20 protein-coding genes are annotated in these 16,169 nt (G+C 63.0%); 5 read left to right on the top strand and 15 right to left on the bottom strand.

The genetic code is table 11. The features are described 5' to 3' along the window. Window positions 1-19: 19 nt before the first annotated feature. From LJE93_03525 to LJE93_03560, 8 genes are all read right to left on the bottom strand, one after another. Window positions 20-613 carry a Maf family protein gene (locus LJE93_03525; protein MCG6947971.1) on the bottom strand — a complete coding sequence of 198 codons (594 nt, stop codon included), beginning with the start codon at window positions 611-613 and terminating at the stop codon, window positions 20-22. A gap of 28 nt (window positions 614-641) precedes the next feature. Beyond that, the gene (locus LJE93_03530) at window positions 642-1,175 is read right to left on the bottom strand and encodes a hypothetical protein (GenBank protein MCG6947972.1); all 534 of its coding nucleotides are present in this window, start codon (window positions 1,173-1,175) and stop codon (window positions 642-644) included. Window positions 1,176-1,273: 98 nt separating this feature from the next. After that, window positions 1,274-2,215 carry an RluA family pseudouridine synthase gene (locus tag LJE93_03535; protein ID MCG6947973.1) on the bottom strand — a complete coding sequence of 314 codons (942 nt, stop codon included), beginning with the start codon at window positions 2,213-2,215 and terminating at the stop codon, window positions 1,274-1,276. Next, complete coding sequence (locus LJE93_03540) at window positions 2,212-3,684, bottom strand: AAA family ATPase (protein ID MCG6947974.1); 1,473 nt, start codon at window positions 3,682-3,684, stop codon at window positions 2,212-2,214. Before LJE93_03540 ends, LJE93_03535 begins: the two co-directional genes overlap by 4 nt. A 77-nt stretch (window positions 3,685-3,761) precedes the next feature. Further along, complete coding sequence (locus LJE93_03545) at window positions 3,762-4,442, bottom strand: hypothetical protein (protein MCG6947975.1); 681 nt, start codon at window positions 4,440-4,442, stop codon at window positions 3,762-3,764. A 35-nt stretch (window positions 4,443-4,477) separates the two neighbouring features. Continuing rightward, the gene (locus tag LJE93_03550) at window positions 4,478-5,308 is read right to left on the bottom strand and encodes an ATP-binding cassette domain-containing protein (GenBank protein ID MCG6947976.1); all 831 of its coding nucleotides are present in this window, start codon (window positions 5,306-5,308) and stop codon (window positions 4,478-4,480) included. Further along, on the bottom strand, window positions 5,295-6,293 hold the full coding sequence (locus LJE93_03555) for an ABC transporter ATP-binding protein (GenBank protein ID MCG6947977.1): 999 nt from the start codon (window positions 6,291-6,293) through the stop codon (window positions 5,295-5,297). Before LJE93_03555 ends, LJE93_03550 begins: the two co-directional genes overlap by 14 nt. Further along, entirely contained in the window at window positions 6,283-7,413 is a 1,131-nt protein-coding gene (locus LJE93_03560; GenBank protein ID MCG6947978.1) for a hypothetical protein, read from the bottom strand. The genes LJE93_03555 and LJE93_03560 overlap by 11 nt, the downstream gene beginning before the upstream one ends. Before the next feature lie 59 nt (window positions 7,414-7,472). On the opposite strand from LJE93_03560, the gene LJE93_03565 reads away from it, so the two are divergent. Beyond that, the gene (locus tag LJE93_03565; protein ID MCG6947979.1) at window positions 7,473-8,696 is read left to right on the top strand and encodes an oligosaccharide flippase family protein; all 1,224 of its coding nucleotides are present in this window, start codon (window positions 7,473-7,475) and stop codon (window positions 8,694-8,696) included. A gap of 35 nt (window positions 8,697-8,731) precedes the next feature. Here LJE93_03565 and LJE93_03570 read toward each other — a convergent pair whose 3' ends face one another. The 4 genes from LJE93_03570 to LJE93_03585 all read right to left on the bottom strand — a co-directional run bounded on the left by LJE93_03570 (window position 8,732) and on the right by LJE93_03585 (window position 11,861). Continuing rightward, window positions 8,732-9,712, bottom strand: coding sequence for a glycosyltransferase (locus tag LJE93_03570; protein ID MCG6947980.1), 981 nt, complete (start codon window positions 9,710-9,712; stop codon window positions 8,732-8,734). Window positions 9,713-9,895: 183 nt separating this feature from the next. Further along, window positions 9,896-10,522 carry a hypothetical protein gene (locus LJE93_03575; protein ID MCG6947981.1) on the bottom strand — a complete coding sequence of 209 codons (627 nt, stop codon included), beginning with the start codon at window positions 10,520-10,522 and terminating at the stop codon, window positions 9,896-9,898. Then, window positions 10,519-11,262 carry a zf-HC2 domain-containing protein gene (locus LJE93_03580; GenBank protein ID MCG6947982.1) on the bottom strand — a complete coding sequence of 248 codons (744 nt, stop codon included), beginning with the start codon at window positions 11,260-11,262 and terminating at the stop codon, window positions 10,519-10,521. The genes LJE93_03575 and LJE93_03580 overlap by 4 nt, the downstream gene beginning before the upstream one ends. Beyond that, the gene (locus LJE93_03585) at window positions 11,262-11,861 is read right to left on the bottom strand and encodes a sigma-70 family RNA polymerase sigma factor (protein ID MCG6947983.1); all 600 of its coding nucleotides are present in this window, start codon (window positions 11,859-11,861) and stop codon (window positions 11,262-11,264) included. Before LJE93_03585 ends, LJE93_03580 begins: the two co-directional genes overlap by 1 nt. Window positions 11,862-11,976: 115 nt before the next feature. Here LJE93_03585 and LJE93_03590 point away from each other — a divergent pair, with 115 nt between their 5' ends. Beyond that, the gene (locus LJE93_03590; protein MCG6947984.1) at window positions 11,977-12,225 is read left to right on the top strand and encodes a NifU family protein; all 249 of its coding nucleotides are present in this window, start codon (window positions 11,977-11,979) and stop codon (window positions 12,223-12,225) included. 102 nt (window positions 12,226-12,327) lie between these two features. Here LJE93_03590 and LJE93_03595 read toward each other — a convergent pair whose 3' ends face one another. Continuing rightward, window positions 12,328-12,735 (bottom strand): transcriptional repressor, encoded by a 408-nt coding sequence (locus LJE93_03595; GenBank protein MCG6947985.1) that lies wholly within the window; start codon window positions 12,733-12,735, stop codon window positions 12,328-12,330. A 185-nt stretch (window positions 12,736-12,920) separates the two neighbouring features. Between LJE93_03595 and radC the strand changes: the two genes are divergently transcribed. The 3 genes from radC to LJE93_03610 all read left to right on the top strand — a co-directional run bounded on the left by radC (window position 12,921) and on the right by LJE93_03610 (window position 14,777). Continuing rightward, a complete protein-coding gene (radC, locus tag LJE93_03600; GenBank protein MCG6947986.1) occupies window positions 12,921-13,613 on the top strand; it encodes a DNA repair protein RadC in 693 nt (230 codons plus the stop codon). A gap of 87 nt (window positions 13,614-13,700) precedes the next feature. Continuing rightward, window positions 13,701-14,210, top strand: coding sequence for a DUF4920 domain-containing protein (locus LJE93_03605; protein ID MCG6947987.1), 510 nt, complete (start codon window positions 13,701-13,703; stop codon window positions 14,208-14,210). 12 nt (window positions 14,211-14,222) lie between these two features. Further along, entirely contained in the window at window positions 14,223-14,777 is a 555-nt protein-coding gene (locus tag LJE93_03610) for a PepSY-associated TM helix domain-containing protein (protein MCG6947988.1), read from the top strand. 59 nt (window positions 14,778-14,836) lie between these two features. Here LJE93_03610 and LJE93_03615 read toward each other — a convergent pair whose 3' ends face one another. Both LJE93_03615 and LJE93_03620 read right to left on the bottom strand, forming a co-directional pair. Next, complete coding sequence (locus LJE93_03615) at window positions 14,837-15,346, bottom strand: GNAT family N-acetyltransferase (protein MCG6947989.1); 510 nt, start codon at window positions 15,344-15,346, stop codon at window positions 14,837-14,839. 38 nt (window positions 15,347-15,384) lie between these two features. Then, complete coding sequence (locus tag LJE93_03620) at window positions 15,385-16,155, bottom strand: YbaY family lipoprotein (protein ID MCG6947990.1); 771 nt, start codon at window positions 16,153-16,155, stop codon at window positions 15,385-15,387. Between the last annotated feature and the right edge of the window lie 14 nt (window positions 16,156-16,169).

The following is a 16,169-nucleotide window of genomic DNA, read 5'->3' on the forward strand; positions in this document are numbered from 1 at the left end:
AAAATTCAAAATTGAGAATTCAAAATTGTCTGAGCCTGTCCCAGAAGTCGAGATCGTGGGCGGCGAAGAGTTCCGGCAGACGGTGAATTGGCAGGCCGACAACGGTGTGCGGTGAACCGTCGACACCGGCCACCAGAAGCCCGCCCAATCCCTGGACCGCGTAGGCGCCGGCCTTGTCCGCCGGCTCACCGGTGGCCGCGTACCATCGAATCATTTCATCGGAAAGATCGACGAATCGCACATGAGCGGAATCAACGATTCCGTGGCACCGACGGTCGAAGACAAGCGCCAGCGCCGTATGCACCTGATGGGTTCTACCGGACAACCGTTGCAGCATACGTGCCGCGTCCTCGTCGGATTCCGGTTTCCCCACGATCTGGTCGTCGATATCGACCACCGTATCCGCCGCGAGAATCAGCTGGTCCGGGCGACGTTCTGCGACCTCGAATGCCTTCTCCCGAGCTGCGCGGGAGGCATATGCGATCGGTGCTTCGCCTCCATGCGGAGTCTCATCGGTTTCGGCAGGGACAACCTCGAAGTCGATGCCGAGCATCTCGAGAAGGCGACGGCGACGGGGTGAGCCGCTGGCCAGGACGATGGCGGAAGCAGTCATTTGTTGGATGTTGCCCGTTGACGGGTTGTCATTCCGCACGGGTCCGCGGCTTGACGACAACCACAGACTCGGATCGGTCCAGAATCTGGACGATCGCTCCGACCGGAATCGGACGAGATTGGTCGGTCCGGGCGGCCATCTTGACCTGAGCTCCCTCGAGCGAGAGTTCGACCTGCCCGTACCCTTTTGCCGGTATCTCTCGGACAACGCGCACCTGGTTCAACTCACCGTTGAGCTGCTCCGAAGGATCGCAGATTTTGAACAGCCAGGACCTCAAGGCGAAGATCCCGATCGCTCCGGCAATCGCGCCGATCGTCATCACCTTTGCAGGAGCCAGGGGAGTCACACCGTGAACCGCAAGCGAAACAAAACCGAAGACGGTCAGGAACGAAGCCAGGACATCGGCGGCTGGGAAACGCAGGCCCTCGATGTGCTCATGGGACGGCACGACGACGTGGTCACATAGTTCGGTGGGGTGGAGTAGGCGCCGAGCAAAGCCGGTGACGAGGGAGAGAGTGAACCCGCCGAGAAAAATGAGCAAATAAGCAAATCCCCAGGTCACTGAGGCATTATAGCCCGCGAAATCGGAATTCGGAATTCGGAATTCGGAATGGTGATCTTGGAGTTCCGGCGCGCCCTCAAAGCAATCGATGCCGGGGGTCAGGAGTCGAGAATCGAGAGTCGTTCGGGGATGAACGGGACGAAATCGGGCGGTGGAAGACAGATGACGCGAAGCGTGTCACCAGTTTTTGGGTGGGGGAAGTTGAGTGCCGCTGCGTGCAGAAGCGGTCGGCCTGCCTGCCCGGCTCGGTTCGAGCCGTACAACCGGTCGCCGAGCACCGGATGGCCGGCGTCGGCAAGGTGAACCCTGACCTGGTGGGTGCGTCCGGTGACCAGCCGGCATCCAACCAGACAAAGGTCTTCTTCGAGCGCGGCCAGAACTTCAACCTCGGTACGTGCCGGTTTGCCACGTTCGTGACATCGAAATCGCCACCGGTGATTCGGATCGCGAGCGATGGCGCGGTCGAGCGCGAAGGACACTTCATCTGGGTGCCCTTCAACGACGGCAATGTAATAGCGCTCGACCTGGTGGTCGGCCCATGCCCGGGAGATTTTCGGCAGGGCATCCGGGCGTCGAGCGAAGAGCACGGCGCCGCTCGTCTGGCGATCGAGGCGGTGGACCATTCGCAAGAATGGCTTCGCGCCTTCACGGTGAGCGAGAAAAAGCAGCACCTGCTCGTCGAAGGCGGGTGGATCGTCCGGGGACTCGCGCTCGGCCGGCTGTGAGAGAACCCCCGGCGGTTTGTCGGCAACCAGGATCCACCGATCAACGTGCAGTATCTCCACCGTCGGACAGGCCGATGATGGGTCCGGATCGAAATCGGGTTCGGGATGGAAGATGTCGATGACGTCGCCGGTCTCCAGTGCCCGTGATTGAACTCGGACCACCTCTCCGTTTCGCGCCACCAGGCCGTCCGCAATCAGCCGTCTGCTGGCACGGCGACTGAGATCGGTGACCGCTGCGAGGAAAACGTCGAGGCGCTCCCCGTTTCGAGCTGAGGTCACGAGAAGCCGGGTCGAACCGGCGGACGTCCGGCTCACATTGCCGGTTTTTCGACTTTGGTGGCAGGCAGCGCGCGATTCCTCGCCCATGAGCGAATCGCCTTGAGCTGCTCTTCCATGGTGCGCGAGAGCGGAATGATCTTGCCGAAGGCCGCCAGCAGGTCATTCTGAGTGACCTCGCTGCCACGCGCGTGGGCCGTGATGACCGCGGACTTTACGGCCTGTTCGATCTCCGCACCGTTCCACGTCCGCGTGGCCGAGGCGAGCAGAATCAGGTCATAGGTGGCGGGGTCGAGCCCGTTCCTGGCGAGGTGGATCGATAGAATTTCCTTGCGTTCCTCGTCGTTGGGCAGGTCGACGAAAAAGACCTGGTCGAAGCGGCCCTTGCGCAGGATCTCGGCCGGCAGAAGGTTGATGCGATTGGCCGTCGCGGCTACGAAGACGTCCGACCGATGTTCCTGCATCCAGGTCAGAAAGGTCGAGAAGATCCGCGTGTTGGAGCCTGTCTCGCCCTCGTGATAACCCGCGATGCCCATCTCGATCTCGTCGATCCACAGTACCGCTGGTGCCACGCTCTCCACCGCTTCGAGTGCGCGGTGAAAAATCCACTCCGCCGAACCCTGGACGCCGGCGAAGACGAGATTCATGTCGAGCCGGAACAACGGCAGCTTCCACTCACGGGCGATGATCTTGACCGCCAAGCTCTTGCCGCAGCCCGAGATGCCCATCAGCAGGACGCCCCTCGGTCTGGGGAGGTTCTGTCGCCGGGAGTCAGGGTCGAAAAGGCTGCCCCGTTCCCCGACCCATTCCTTGAGCTGATCGAGACCGCCGAGCTTGGCCAGCGATGCGTCCGGGGGCACGAACTCGAGGATCCCCTCCTTGCGGGTAATCTGCTCCTTTTCTTCGAGCACTGCGGAGAAGAAGTCTTCGTCGAGCGCTTCGTGCCGGTCGAGCAGACGCCGCAAGAGGTGCTCCACCTCGGTCAGGGACATCCCCTTGAGAGAGCCGACCAGGCGATCGATGTCCGGTTTGTCGGCCGTCTTGCCGTCGAGGAGGGAGGAAACGAGCGTCTTCAGCTCTCCTTCGTCGGGGAACATGGATATGACGACGTAGGTCAAGGGCTTGATGGATTCCGGCAACGCGGCGTCCTGCTGGAGCATGAACAGGAATCTGTCGGTGTTGCGGATTTTCATCGCAGTGTCGCGCAACGCACGGCGGAGGTGCTTGTCCTGGTTGACGCTTTCGAAGTCCTTGAGAAGGTACAGGCCCTTCGGCCCGTCGGCAGCGATCCACTCGAGGGCCTTCATGGGGTCCCGGTAAACGTCGGATCCGTTGTCGAGGAAGCCATCGACGCAGTTCCAGACAATGACCGGCAGTGGTTCCGGTTTGGCGGCTGAAGCGAAACGACGCAAAAGCCTCTCTTGCCGGTCCTCCTCCGGGCTTACGAGGAGGGTGATCGGATAGGCGGATGACAACGCGGTACGAATCTGCTCGAGGGTGTTGAGCATGACAGACTCATTGTATCAATCGTCGTGGCGAGCCCGGTTGTCGCGAGGTTCCGAACCCGAGTCCCTTCGCGTGACGCTCAGGAGGTCCGTGAGTTCCTGCCCATCCGGGTGAGGGAACTCCCGGCGCGGCGCATCACACGGGCGGTGCGCGGCTGCCACACCTGGCGCGAGTTCCAGAGAATCAGCGTCGTGACGACCGCAAGTATGGCCACCGCCGCCCACAAGCCGAAGAAATGCCCGGCGTCAGTCGTTGCCGCCAATCTGCCGACATCGCCCGCGAAGAACCAGCCAAGGCCCGACCAGACCGAGAGGTGGATCACCAGGGCCGCCGCGTCGATGACTGCGAACCTGGGCCACGGGATGCGGACCACGCCGCACCCTGCGAGCCATGCGCCGCGACCGAGTGGGAGAACCCGCGCCGGTACCAATCCGAGAAGTGCAGTCGGGTTCGAGGAAAGCCGATCGGTGACCGCTGCGAGGCTTCTCTCGATCCTCGGAAAGCGTCCGAGTCTGGGGCGCAGCCAGCGACCGCCCAGGTAGACCGCCTGGTCGGTGACGAAATGGCTGAGCAGGACTGCACCGAGGATCATCGCCGAAGTGCCGGCGGATGGACTGCTGGCGGCCAACACGCCGATGGCGACCATGAAGAGCTCTTCAGGTATCCAGTGCCCGACGATCCGGATCACCGGTGGCAGGGCGAGAGCCAACAGAATCGCGTGGGGTGCAAGGGTGGTGATGAGATCGGCGAGATTCGGCACGACGAGATTGAGTATATCCGATGGAGACGTATCCGTCACTCCGCCAGGTCACCGCTCGGTCGACGACCTCGGTGGCCCGGTGCCGACGAGGCGTCGAGCAACGCGCGGGAATAGGGGTGTACGGGTGAGTTCAGGATGTCGCTGGTGCGGCCGACCTCGACAAAGGACCCGTCACGCATCACCGCGAGCCGTTCGCACGCATGGCGAACAACCCCGATATCGTGGGAAATCAGGACGATTGCCAACTCGTGCCTCGACCTCAGATCTGCGATCAGGTCGAGGATCTGCGCCTGAACAGATACGTCGAGCGAGGAGACCGGTTCGTCGAGAATCAGAAGCTCGGGCTCGGTTGCGAGCGCGCGGGCAAACGCGATCCGCTGTCGCTCCCCACCCGAGAAAGCCCTCGGCAGCCGATCCGAAACGTCCGGCGGCAGACCGACCTGGGCGAGTAGGTCCGCGACCCTGGCGCGGCGATCCGTCGCGCTGCCGATGCCGTGTGCTGCCAAAGGTTCGGCGACGATGGTGGCGACGGTCAGGCAGGGATCGAGGGACATGCCGGGATCCTGGAATACGGCCTGGAACCGCCGCCTGAGCGGACGGATGCGGGATTCCGCCACGTCGCTGATGAGTTGGCCGTCGAAACGCACGGTGCCCCTATCCGGCACCTCGAGAGCGAGTAGGAGCCGGGCGAGGGTTGATTTTCCGGATCCCGACTCGCCGACGATCCCGAGGCTCTCTCTCCGTTCGAGCATGAAGCTGACATCGTCCACCGCCATGACCGTGCGTCTACCGGCGCCTTTCTTGCCGCGGCGTTGATACTGGCGGCACAGACCGTCGGCGACGAGAAGGGGATCAGGAGGAGCCATCCTCGGACTTTCTCCCGGACGTGACCACCGGGCAGCGCACCCGACGCCCCTGGCCGAGGTCCTCAAGATCAGGTTCGAGGTCTCTGCAAGAGTCGGTCGCAAGGTCACAGCGATCGGCAAACCGGCATCCCCGGTGCGAGATCGAACGCTCGAGGAAACCATGAATCGGGGACGCGGCGCTGTCGATCTGACCGCTGCCCGGGGTCGAAGCAAGGAGCATTTTCGTGTAGGGATGGAGTGGTTCGGAAAACACCGATTCCGCAGGACCTTCCTCGACGATCCGGCCGGCGAACATCACCGCGATTCGATCGACGAGACTGGCGACGACTGCGAGATCGTGGCTGATCACGAGGAGCCCCATACCCCTTTCGGTGACCACCCGGTCGAGGAGCTCGATAACCTGCGACCTGGTCAGTGAATCGAGAGCGGAGGTGGGCTCGTCGGCAATCAGGAGGCGGGGCTTTCCGGCCAGGGCCAGGGCGACCATGACGCGCTGCGCCTGGCCTCCGGAGAGCTGATGGGGATAGGCTCGGAAAATCTCCTCCGGTGCGTCAATCGCCGCGGCGCCCAGCAACGAGAGCGATACTCGAGCTGCGTCCGCCCGTCCGAGATGGCGGTGGACGGCGACTGTCTCGGCGATCTGAAATCCTGTCGTGAAAACGGGATTGAGGCTTTCGGCCGGTTCCTGGAGAATCGTTCCGATGACGCGACCGCGCAGTTGCAAGAGATCGGAGCCCGACATCTCGGAGACTTCGACGCCGGCAACGCGCACCGATCCCCCTGTGACACGTCCCGGTTCGGGGACCAGTCCAATGATCGCGAGAGAGGTGAGGCTCTTACCGCTGCCTGATTCGCCGACTACGCCAACACGCTCCCGGGCGCCCACTCTCAGAGTCAATCCCTCGACCGCGTGGCGCCAGTCACCGCGAGAACTCGGAAAACTGATTGTCAGATCTTCGATTTCGATCGAGGGCTCAGCGTTCATGGCGCATGAGCTCCATCGTTGCGGTTTCGTTTTCGAGGGAAGCCCAGAGCGTCGTCATCTCCGGCGGCCGGCCCCAACAATGGAGGACAGCATCAGCCGGGTCGAGATCGCCGTTGCCGTCATCCTCCAGTAACACGCGCCAGCGATCGCCTTCGACCAGCAGATCGCCCGGGTTCACCTCGGTGCCCCAGTGCAGTGTGCCTCCCCTGGAGGTCACCTTGTCCGTTGTGACTTCGAGCCTCCCGAGCGAGGCCAGATCGGCCGGATCGAGATCCGGGCTCCCGCTGACCGCAACCGAGGCAAGCGTCCGGGAGGATACGACCAGCCTCTCGGATACGAGATCGGTAAATGGCCGGCCAAATGCCGCGACAGTGACGTCATTCCAGGGTCCGGTTTCGCTTCTCGGTTCGAAGCCTGGAAGGCGGAAAAGCTCTCCAACCGACCCATCGATTCCGTCACCGAGGTCCGCAGAGTGATAGATGGAAGGAAATTTCGGGTCGAAAATGGCGTCGCTGCCGAGCGTGGTAACGGCTTGCAGCGGCCGCACGTCGTCCTCGGCTTCCACCAGCTCGACTCTCGCATACAGTCTCACGGTGCCGGCGATGTCTTGTTCGGGGACCTGTTGCGGGCCGACGTGGTCGTCATTGTGGGCTTCCGGCAGTCTCTCTGCGAGCAGACCTCGCCCCATCTCGGGCGCCAGGAAGGTCCTGTACTCGAGGCGCTCACGGGCGTTTTCTGCGGTGAGGGCGCCGCCAAGATTTGCACACTCGACGGAGAACCAGAACACCCGCAATGAGCGCCCGGCCTCGGGCCACGTGCCCGATCTCTCGTGGTCTGTGTTCCGACCGTCGATTACCAGCCGTTCGATCGGCGACATCCAGCGACCATCCTCACCTCGGCGACCGAACCGGAGGGCCACGGCGGCCTCGACCGATTCGCCGGCTGGAATGTGGCGCTCCCCTTCCCGAAAGACTGGGTCGGCGGCGCTGGCGGTGACCACGCGGGCCTCGATCAAAAGCGGCCTCCTCTGCTCGCGAAGGTGAGCCAACAAAAAGGGAATCGCGATCAGAGCGACGAGGACACCGAATATGACGACCGGGAGTTTCGAGTCGGATGCCATTGGCCGATTGTAGCGTGAACACGTCCAGGGTCTGGCCGATGGTCTATGATCCGAACGACATGAGACAGGTGGTCCGAAACGCTTTCTGGCTCGGTATTGGCGAGGCAGCCGTCAAAGGCGGCCTGGTTCTGGCGACGGTGCTGATTGCGCGGACCAACGGGCCGGCCGGTGTCGGCACCTTTTCGGTGGCGTACTCGGCAGCGATGACCACCATCCTGATCCTCGCGATCGGGCAGCAGGAGGTTTTGATCCGCGAGGTGGCGCGCTCGCCGGGTGGTGCGCGTGGACTGTTGTCAGTCGCGCAGGTGGTGCAGAGCCGGCTTGCGTGGTGGTTCGTTCCCGCGGCGGCCGTTGCCGCCCTGCTGGTGGGAAATCGGGAGCTTCGGCTGGCCCTGCTCGCGTTCCTGCCCTACGCGCTTCTGCGCACCGCCACTGTTACAATCGGCGCTGCCTTCAAGGGCCTCGACCGAATGGACGTCGAGGTCCGCGCGCGTGGCGTCGAGGTCGGAATCGCGTTGGCCCTGATCGCGGTCGGCGCCGCCGCGGGTTGGCCGGCATGGACGGCAGGCATCGCGTTTTCGATCGGCTCGGCGATCGGTCTCGTGTGGCTTTTCACCCGATCGACGGATTTGGCGGATGCCGGGTCTGCCGTCGCCGCGACAACACTGTTGCGCGAGGGGCTGCCATTCATGCTACTGGCGGTGGTGAGCCAGCTCGTGACCCATTCTGACCGGTTTCTTTTGGCTGGGCTCGGCGTTCAAACCGCAGAGATCGGGTTGTGGGGTGCGGCCGGGACCATCGCCTGGGCGCTGCTGGCGATTCCCCAGCTGGTGGCGCTGGCGGCCTACCCGAGCCTTTCGAGGATGGCGGAAGGCGGCCACCTTCCGCGTCGTCCCGGTTTGGCTGCCAGCATGGCGGGAGCGACCGCAGGTCTGGTGTGCGCCTTCGTTTTGCGATGGGTCGCCGAGCCTCTGGTCATGGTCAGTTTCGGCCGCGAATTCGCGCTCGCCGTGCCCCTCCTGCAGCGACTGGCGTGGGCTTTGCCGGGGGCCTTCGCCCTGATGTCGATGGGATCCGTCTTTGCAGCCTGGCGCCGCCAGAGAGTGTCGCTCTGGAACATGGTGGGAGCGTTGGCGCTGTCGGTTGGCCTCAACCTGAGCTGGATCCCGTCGAAGGGTGTAGTTGCCCCGTCGCTGGTCGCCCCGATCGTGTACACGCTTGCTGCGGTTGTAGCGAGCGCCATTCTCGTTAAATTGTCGCCGGGGCAGCTCGCGACGGACTGACGATCACACGAAAGCGGAACGCGGCTGGTCTCGGCTCAGGTCGAAATCTGTTGGCGCTCGGTCGAAACGTCGGAAGTCGGCATGGCGCTTTGTTTTAGGGAATTTGCGCAGGCTTCTGTTTCGGCCCGCCACTCGGCTCTGTGTTCTTTCGGGACCAACGGTGCAGCCAACCTCCGACCGAAGACCCGGAGTCTTCCGCCCACCAGCAGAGCTCGACGTGACGGGCTCGCGACCGAAGCCTGCACGCGGCTGTCGGTGTGTTGGAGGAGATCATTCCATAGAAGCTGGTAGTCGTTCTGCTTGGTTCCGGAGTTGCCGTCTGCCGCCGGTCGGGCAGAATAAACGGCCGAAAACCCCGGGCTCACGCGCACCTTCCATCCCGCTTCTCTCGCCTTGAGGCAGAGCCCGATGCATTGGTTGCGCAATGGATCGCCGGCCGAAAACGGTCCGATCTCTTCCCAGAGCGACCGTCGGATGACGACAACCGCGCCGGAAAGCCAGTCGACCTCGACGCCACGGTGACTGAAGTGGTTGCGGAGCCATCTCCAGGGTTTCAAGCGTTCAGTGATCGGCAGGATCCCTGACGCATAGGCAAAACACTGCAGCGGGCTCGGCAGGTGGCCGCCGCTCCATCGCGGCTCACCGTCGGGATGCCTCAGTGCTGCTCCGGCAACACCGAGATCGCGCTCTTGCGAAAATGCCTCGAGGATGGCCACGGTCGAAGATGGATCGACCTCGGTGTTCGTGTCGAGCAGAAAGAGCAGGTCGCCCGATGCGCGGGCCATGCCGTGATTCGCGGCGGCGGCGAAACCGTGGGTAGCCGGAAGTCGAACCACAACATGCCTGGGATACTTCCTCAGAACCGAATGGGCGGTATTGTCGGCGCTTCCATCGTCGATGACGATGACCTCATCCGGTTGCGGATTGCAGAGCCACAATGCGGCCAGGCACCGCAACGTTTGTTCGCGGTTCTTGTATGTGGGGATTACCACCGAGATGCTGAGGTTCGTTTCCATGCCGTGAATTCATCCTACCAAGGGTTTGCTCCGCAGCACAGGGCGCCTCACTCCTTTTGTGTTTTCTATCACAGCGGCGGGCGGAGGGACGGTGCGGCCGCCGCGCCCGACCCGGATCGGGAAAATTCGACAAAAAAACGGCCCTGGTGAATCCGCCGGGGCCGTTTTCGGTTGATGATTCGATCAGAAGGTGTCGGAGTCGCCGTATGACCCGCCCCCGGAGCTCGGTTTCTTCCGGTCCCTGATGGCTGCGACGATGAGATAGATGCCGAGCAGGAGGACGGGAACGGGCCACCAGTCCAGAATCCAGTCCATGTCGAAGAGATCCAGCTTGTCGGCCAACACGATCCCGGCAACGACTGCGAGAAACACACCGAACATCAGGCGCCCCTGGTTGTCGGAGCGAGGCGCCGGGGTATCCCGATCCATCGCGCGCAGGTTGAAGAACTGGGCCTCGCGATAGGAATCGAAGATACCGAAGAAGTAAACGAAGGCGATCAAAAACGAAAATGGCCAGTATCCGTTGATGATCATCAGAACGCACACTGCGATCGTGGCCCAGATCATGAACGCCCGCTCGTAGGCCCAGACGTACAGGTGTCCCAGGCCCGGCAAAAAGATGGACAGAATCGCAGCGAGCGGCGGTGATTTTGGCAGATCGGGCCCCGGATCGTAGACGGGCACGGGCGCGCGCTCGATCGGCTCAGGTGCGGGCGGTTCTTCTCCAGGAGGCGGAGGGAGTGGCGGAGTCGGCTTGTGTGGAGCTTCGGCTGCGTCGTTTTCGATCGATTCGTTGAAGTCGTCGGTCATGAGATGTCTCCTCGCCCGTCATCGGGGCTCTCATTCGTTGTCTCCTCTGGCGCATCGTCTCGATCCAGAAAGCCGCGCAGGGCTTCGACCTTTCTCTCACCCCACTTCCACGCCCGCCACAGGATGATGCGGGCTTCTCCCCGCCCGGTTTCGGCGACTGAGTTCACCTCGGTGCCGACCGCGTCGGCAACACGGCTGACAGCTTCGCCCGCTCCGCTGCGTGCGAGCGTGACCGGGTTGCCGATGATCAGCGAGGTCAACACGGCGAGTAAATAGGCGGCCGCAGTCGCCATCCGCCGGTTCAGAATAGGACGCACCTCGGCCGGTTTCTCGCGAGCGGCGATGCATCTCTTGAGGAGGTATTGCGATGGCTCGATCGCGCCGCAGACCTGGTGGACCAGGGTCATGTCCTGCCACGTGCGACGGCACGAAGGGCAGGCCTCGAGGTGGGTGAGGAGGCGCTCGAGATTGTGCTGCGAAATCTCACGGTCGATCGCCTGGAAGAGCAGGCCCAGCCATCTCGTACACGGCGACGAGGCCAGATCCGACATCAGCTGGTCGGGTGGCTCCAGATTTCCGAGCGATGAGCCCACCTCGACGATGCCCTGCATGGTCTCGAGAATGCCCGCGCAGTCCTCGCATTCGGCTACGTGCTCGCGCACCGCCTGCACCTGCTTCTGCTCGAGATCTCCCTCGAGATAGAGGCTGAAAAGGTCGCGGATCTCGGTGCAGCCGGGCATTACGCGCTCCCCTCGACCATCTGGCCTCCAGGGGGAACCACACGAATCTGGGTCCGGCGTCGAACCGAGGTGGCGAGCTCGAGGCGAGCGCGGTTGAGGCGTGATTTGACGGTGCCCAGCGGGAGTTCGGTCGCTTCCGAGATTTCGTTGTAGGAGAGGCCGGCGAAATCCCGCATCAGAATCAAGGTCGCCAGCTCCTCCGGGATCTGGCGAAGACTGGTCGCAATCAGGCGGAGGCGCTGCCTCCTTTCAGTCTGCTCGTGTGGATCCTCGGAGCCCGGAAGATGGTCGATGATCTCCGAATCGAGCCAGGCCGCCTCACGCTCCCTTCGGCTGCGGCGGTAGGAATCGATGATCAGGTTCTTGGCCACCCGCCACGCCCACGCCATGAAGTTCGAACCGGGCTTGTATCTGTGGAGGTTTTCCCACAACTTGAAATACACCTCCTGGCAGAGCTCTTCGGCCTCCGCGGCCGATGGCGCATAGCTGGCGCACAGACGATAAATGGGGCGCAGGGTGGTGCTCACCAGCGCGCTCCATGCGTCCTCGTCGCCCTCGCGACAGCGCTCGACCGTGGTCTCCAGCTCGGCCATATCCATTCTCAACCCCTACAAACGGAGAGAGCACGGTAAAGGTTCGCGACAATTCGACGGAAATGCCATGAGGGAATGATACGCCACCTTCGGGATGTTGAGGATGGCGGACGGAGGCGTGATGACCGAAATCGAGTGGCCGACAGGGAGCGTCGAGGATCGTGTGGCATTTGCCGTCGAAGAGGTCCGCCCGGCCGTCAAGGCAGACGGCGGTGATGTCGCCCTTCGGCGGATCGATGGATCGACGGTGACCGTGAGCCTGATGGGTGCGTGCCGCGGTTGTGCGATGGCCCAATCGACCCTGACCGATTTCGTGGCTGAGAGAATCAAGCTCTATGCGCCCGAGATCACCGATGTCGTCGCAGAGTGAATGCTCGATTTTCAGTTCTCGGCGGTGACGCCCGGCCTGACGGCAGGAGACAGGGCCAGCGCCCCGTACATTGAAAATCGAGAGTTGAGAACTGAGGACGGACTATCGGGATCCGTCGCCGTTTTCCCGGCAGGCCGGGCAACGACCGCCGAAGAGGATCTCCTGGTCTTCAACCTCGCAACCAACCAGATCCTTCAGCGTTCGCCACTCGATTGCCTTGATGCCGCGGACGTCGATGATCTGATCACAGTTCATGCAGATGAAATGGGCGTGACTCGACATGTCTGCGTCGAAACGGGCTCGCCGGTCGTTTCCGTAGAGCTCGCGCACCAGACCCTCATCCTTGAGGACGCCGAGGTTTCTGTAGACGGTCCCCAGGGACACCTTCGGTAGCTTCCGCCGGACCTTCTCGAAAATCCAGTCGGCGGTCGGGTGGCTCTTGGTGTCCTTGACCGTATCGTAGACGACCCGCCGCTGTTTGGTTTCTCGAGTCCGCAGTCCTTTTTTCATTGGCTTCCCCCCAAGGTGCTCGAAAGCACAGCCACGCTCTATCGAGAATTATTACCACAGCCGTGCAATCGAGTCGAGGGCAGTTCCCCCGCGGAAAGACTGGAAAAACGCCGATACCCGGCCGCAGTGGTATATTCGTTCCGGTTCCCGCCCACGCATGGAGCGTTCGCTCCATGGAGAAACTGATGACGCAGTCCATACGAGAAATGGAGCCGTCGCAGCGGCCGCGAGAGAGGTTGTTCGAATTCGGTTCGCGTTCACTGTCGGACGCCGAACTGCTCGCCGTCCTCCTTCGTACTGGAAGACGGGGCCGCAGCGCAGTAGTCGAGGCCCACGGCCTGCTCGCCGACGCGGGTGGGCTCGCAGGCGTCGCCCGGCTGGACAGGCGTGAGCTGGCCGCCCGCCCCGGTTTCGGCCCGGCCAAGGTGGCATCCCTGCTCGCCGCGATCGAGCTCGGGCAGCGGTTCGCGAAGGCGGAAATGATGACCGCGCAACGGCTGGACCAACCCCAGGTCGCCGGGGAGTTTCTGGTCAGCAGGCTGCAGCGGGAGAGCCGGGAGATCTTCGGATTCATGAGCCTCGACGGCCGTCACCGCTTACTGGGCATCCATGAACTGAGCCTCGGCACCCGTACCCAGGCGCCGGTGGACGGCGCGGAGCTGTTTCGCATGGCCTTGCTCGACCGCGCGAGCGGCGTCCTGCTCTTTCACAACCATCCGTCGGGGGATCTGGATCCGAGCCGCGACGATCTCGACCTCACCCGGCGCCTGGTCAAGGGAGGAAACCTCGTCGGGGTGGCGGTGCACGACCACCTGATCGTTGCCTCGAGCCGATGGCTGTCGCTGAGATCCGTGCGGGCAGAGCTTTTCGCCAGCTGAGAGGAGCTGGCTTGCACTTGACTTTCGAGGCGCGAGAGGAGAGGATTCGGGCGCTGGAAAAGGTATAAGTTCTTCGGAGGCAACAACATGAAACGATTTCTCATTCTCATTACCTTGCTCGTCGCGATCTCGGCAATGCCGGCGGCGGCCGGCAGCGTCGAAAGCTACGGCAAAGGTGTGACCCTCGACGAGGCGGTTCCGATCGATACGTTGATCGCTAACGCCCAGGACTATGTCGGCCGCAAGGTTCGGGTGGACGGCGTGATCACCGGAGTCTGCAAAAAGCGGGGTTGCTGGATGCAGGTGACCAATCCGAAGAGCGGCAACGGCGTGCGGATCAAGGTCGAGGACGGCGTGATCGTCTTTCCCTACACCTCGATGGGTCATGAGGCCCAGGCCGAGGGGGTTTTCGAGGCCATCAAGCTGACTCCGGAGGAGATCGAGGCGCGCACGGCGGCGGCGCACGGCCACGAACCGGGAGAGGACTGTGACAAGGACGGCCCCAAGCGCGACGGTACCGGCGCCGGCTGCGACGCGCCGGCGGTCGACGAATACGTCTATCTGATCCGGGGCACCGGAGCCGTCATCAAGGGCTGACGGGCTGAGGACTTGAAGCTCCGCAGGCTGATCATCGCGACCCATCGCGATGTCGGCTACTTCTTCGCCGGACTCACGGTGCTCTACGCCATATCGGGCGTGGCGGTGAACCACGTTGACGACTGGAACCCGAGCTACGTCATACGGCAGGGGGTCGCCGAGGTCGGTGTGTTGCCGTTCGCCGAGGCGCCCGAGCTCGGCACCGAAGTCCTGCGCCGCATGGGGATCGCGGAGGAGCCGAGATCCGTGGTCCGGATGAGTGCCGAGGAGCTGAAGATCTTCCTCGAACGGCGGACGCTCACCGTGGGGCTGCCCGGTGGACGCGTGATCGACGAGCGTGTGCGGCGGCGCTTCGCATTCTTCGAGGTGAACTTCCTCCACCTCAACACCGGCAAGGGCTTCTGGACCTGGTTCGCCGACCTTTACGCGGTCGGTCTACTTATCCTCGCCTGCACCGGAATCTTCATCATCCCGGGCAAAAAAGGCCTTGGCGGCCGCGGCCGCTGGCTGCTGCTGGCAGGGCTCGCCATTCCGCTTGTCTACCTTGTCCTGGTGGTCTGGCGCTGAGGGTCACAACGTTCAAACGTTTGAACGTTAAACGTTGAAGGTTCAATCTCTCGACGGTATCAGGTGAGCTTTGACAACTTCTCCAAAGCGTCGCCCGTGACCCGAAACACCGTCCACTCGTCCATTTCCTGTGCCCCGAGCCGCTCGTAGAAGCGAATCGCCGGCTCGTTCCAATCCAGGACCCACCATTCGAGCCGGCCACAGCCACGCTCGAGGGCGAGCTTGGCGAGGTGCGAGAGCAGCACGCGGCCGATACCGCGCCCGCGGAGCCTCGGGATGACGAAGAGATCCTCGAGGTAGATCCCGGGGCGACCGAGGAAGGTGGAGAAATTGTGGAAAAAAAGCGCGAAGCCGGCCGGCTCACCGTCGTACGAGGCGATGACGACCTCGGCGACCTGACGGTCGCCGAACAAGGTTTGGCGGAGAAGGGCCTCGTCCGCCACCACCTCGTGCGACAGTTTCTCGTATTCGGCGAGCTGGCGGATGAAATCGAGGATCAGCCCGACGTCGTCGGGGGTCGCCGTACGGAGCTCGATGCGACCCCCTTCGGCTGGCAGGGATTCGCTCATCAACAACCTCCGTTGTCACCGAAACAGTGGTCCCCTCGCTACTCCTTCGCCACGAACGTCGCGACGACGTTACCGTCGGCATCGATCAGCTCGAGAAGTCCCTTGTGCCCGCGAGCACCGGCTGTCTTCTCCAGAGCGGCCACGAGCTCCTGATCGACGTCTCTCTGGTCGACGCACGCCATCTTGGTCAATGCGAGCGTGCCGAAGGTGATCTTCGGCTTCTTGATCTCGTAGGATCCAGTGAATCGGTTGCAGCCGCCGGTGCCGCCGACCATGCCGTGCTCCGAGCTGAGCATGATGTGAGGCTCGCGCCGTCCTTCGAGCGCAGGCGCCGGCTGGTCGCCGATGTGCGTGAGCTTCCAGTAGGTGTCCTCGAGACTCGGACGTGACGATGGGCGTTCGCTCGCCACGTGACGGAGCATCAGCTCGACCTCGTCGCCGGCACCACGGGTGAGAACCGGGTAGGTCGTGTCGGTGGTGAATAGGAGCCTTCCGTCAGCCGTGATCGTGGCCCGGACGGCGTAGGTGAAGCGTTCGTCGATGGCGTCCGCGTCATACGGTATTTCGAATGCAAACGGCGGGCTGCCCGGGTCCTCGATGGTTACGCTTCCGAGGGTCTCCGCCGCCACGTCCTGCCGCGATACGTCCTGCAGGGTGACCTCCAGGACCGCCCCGGGCGGCAATGCGATTCGCTCGCGGTACATCACGGTACCTCGAACCGAGCTTCCAGCCGATGCGGTGGCGCAGGCGAAAACCACGCACGCGAGCAACACGAGAACTGGCAGCGCCACAAGAGACTCGATCTTCATCTGAAATTCTCCTT

Source organism: Acidobacteriota bacterium (genome assembly GCA_022340665.1).
GTDB lineage: Bacteria > Acidobacteriota > Thermoanaerobaculia > Thermoanaerobaculales > Sulfomarinibacteraceae > Sulfomarinibacter.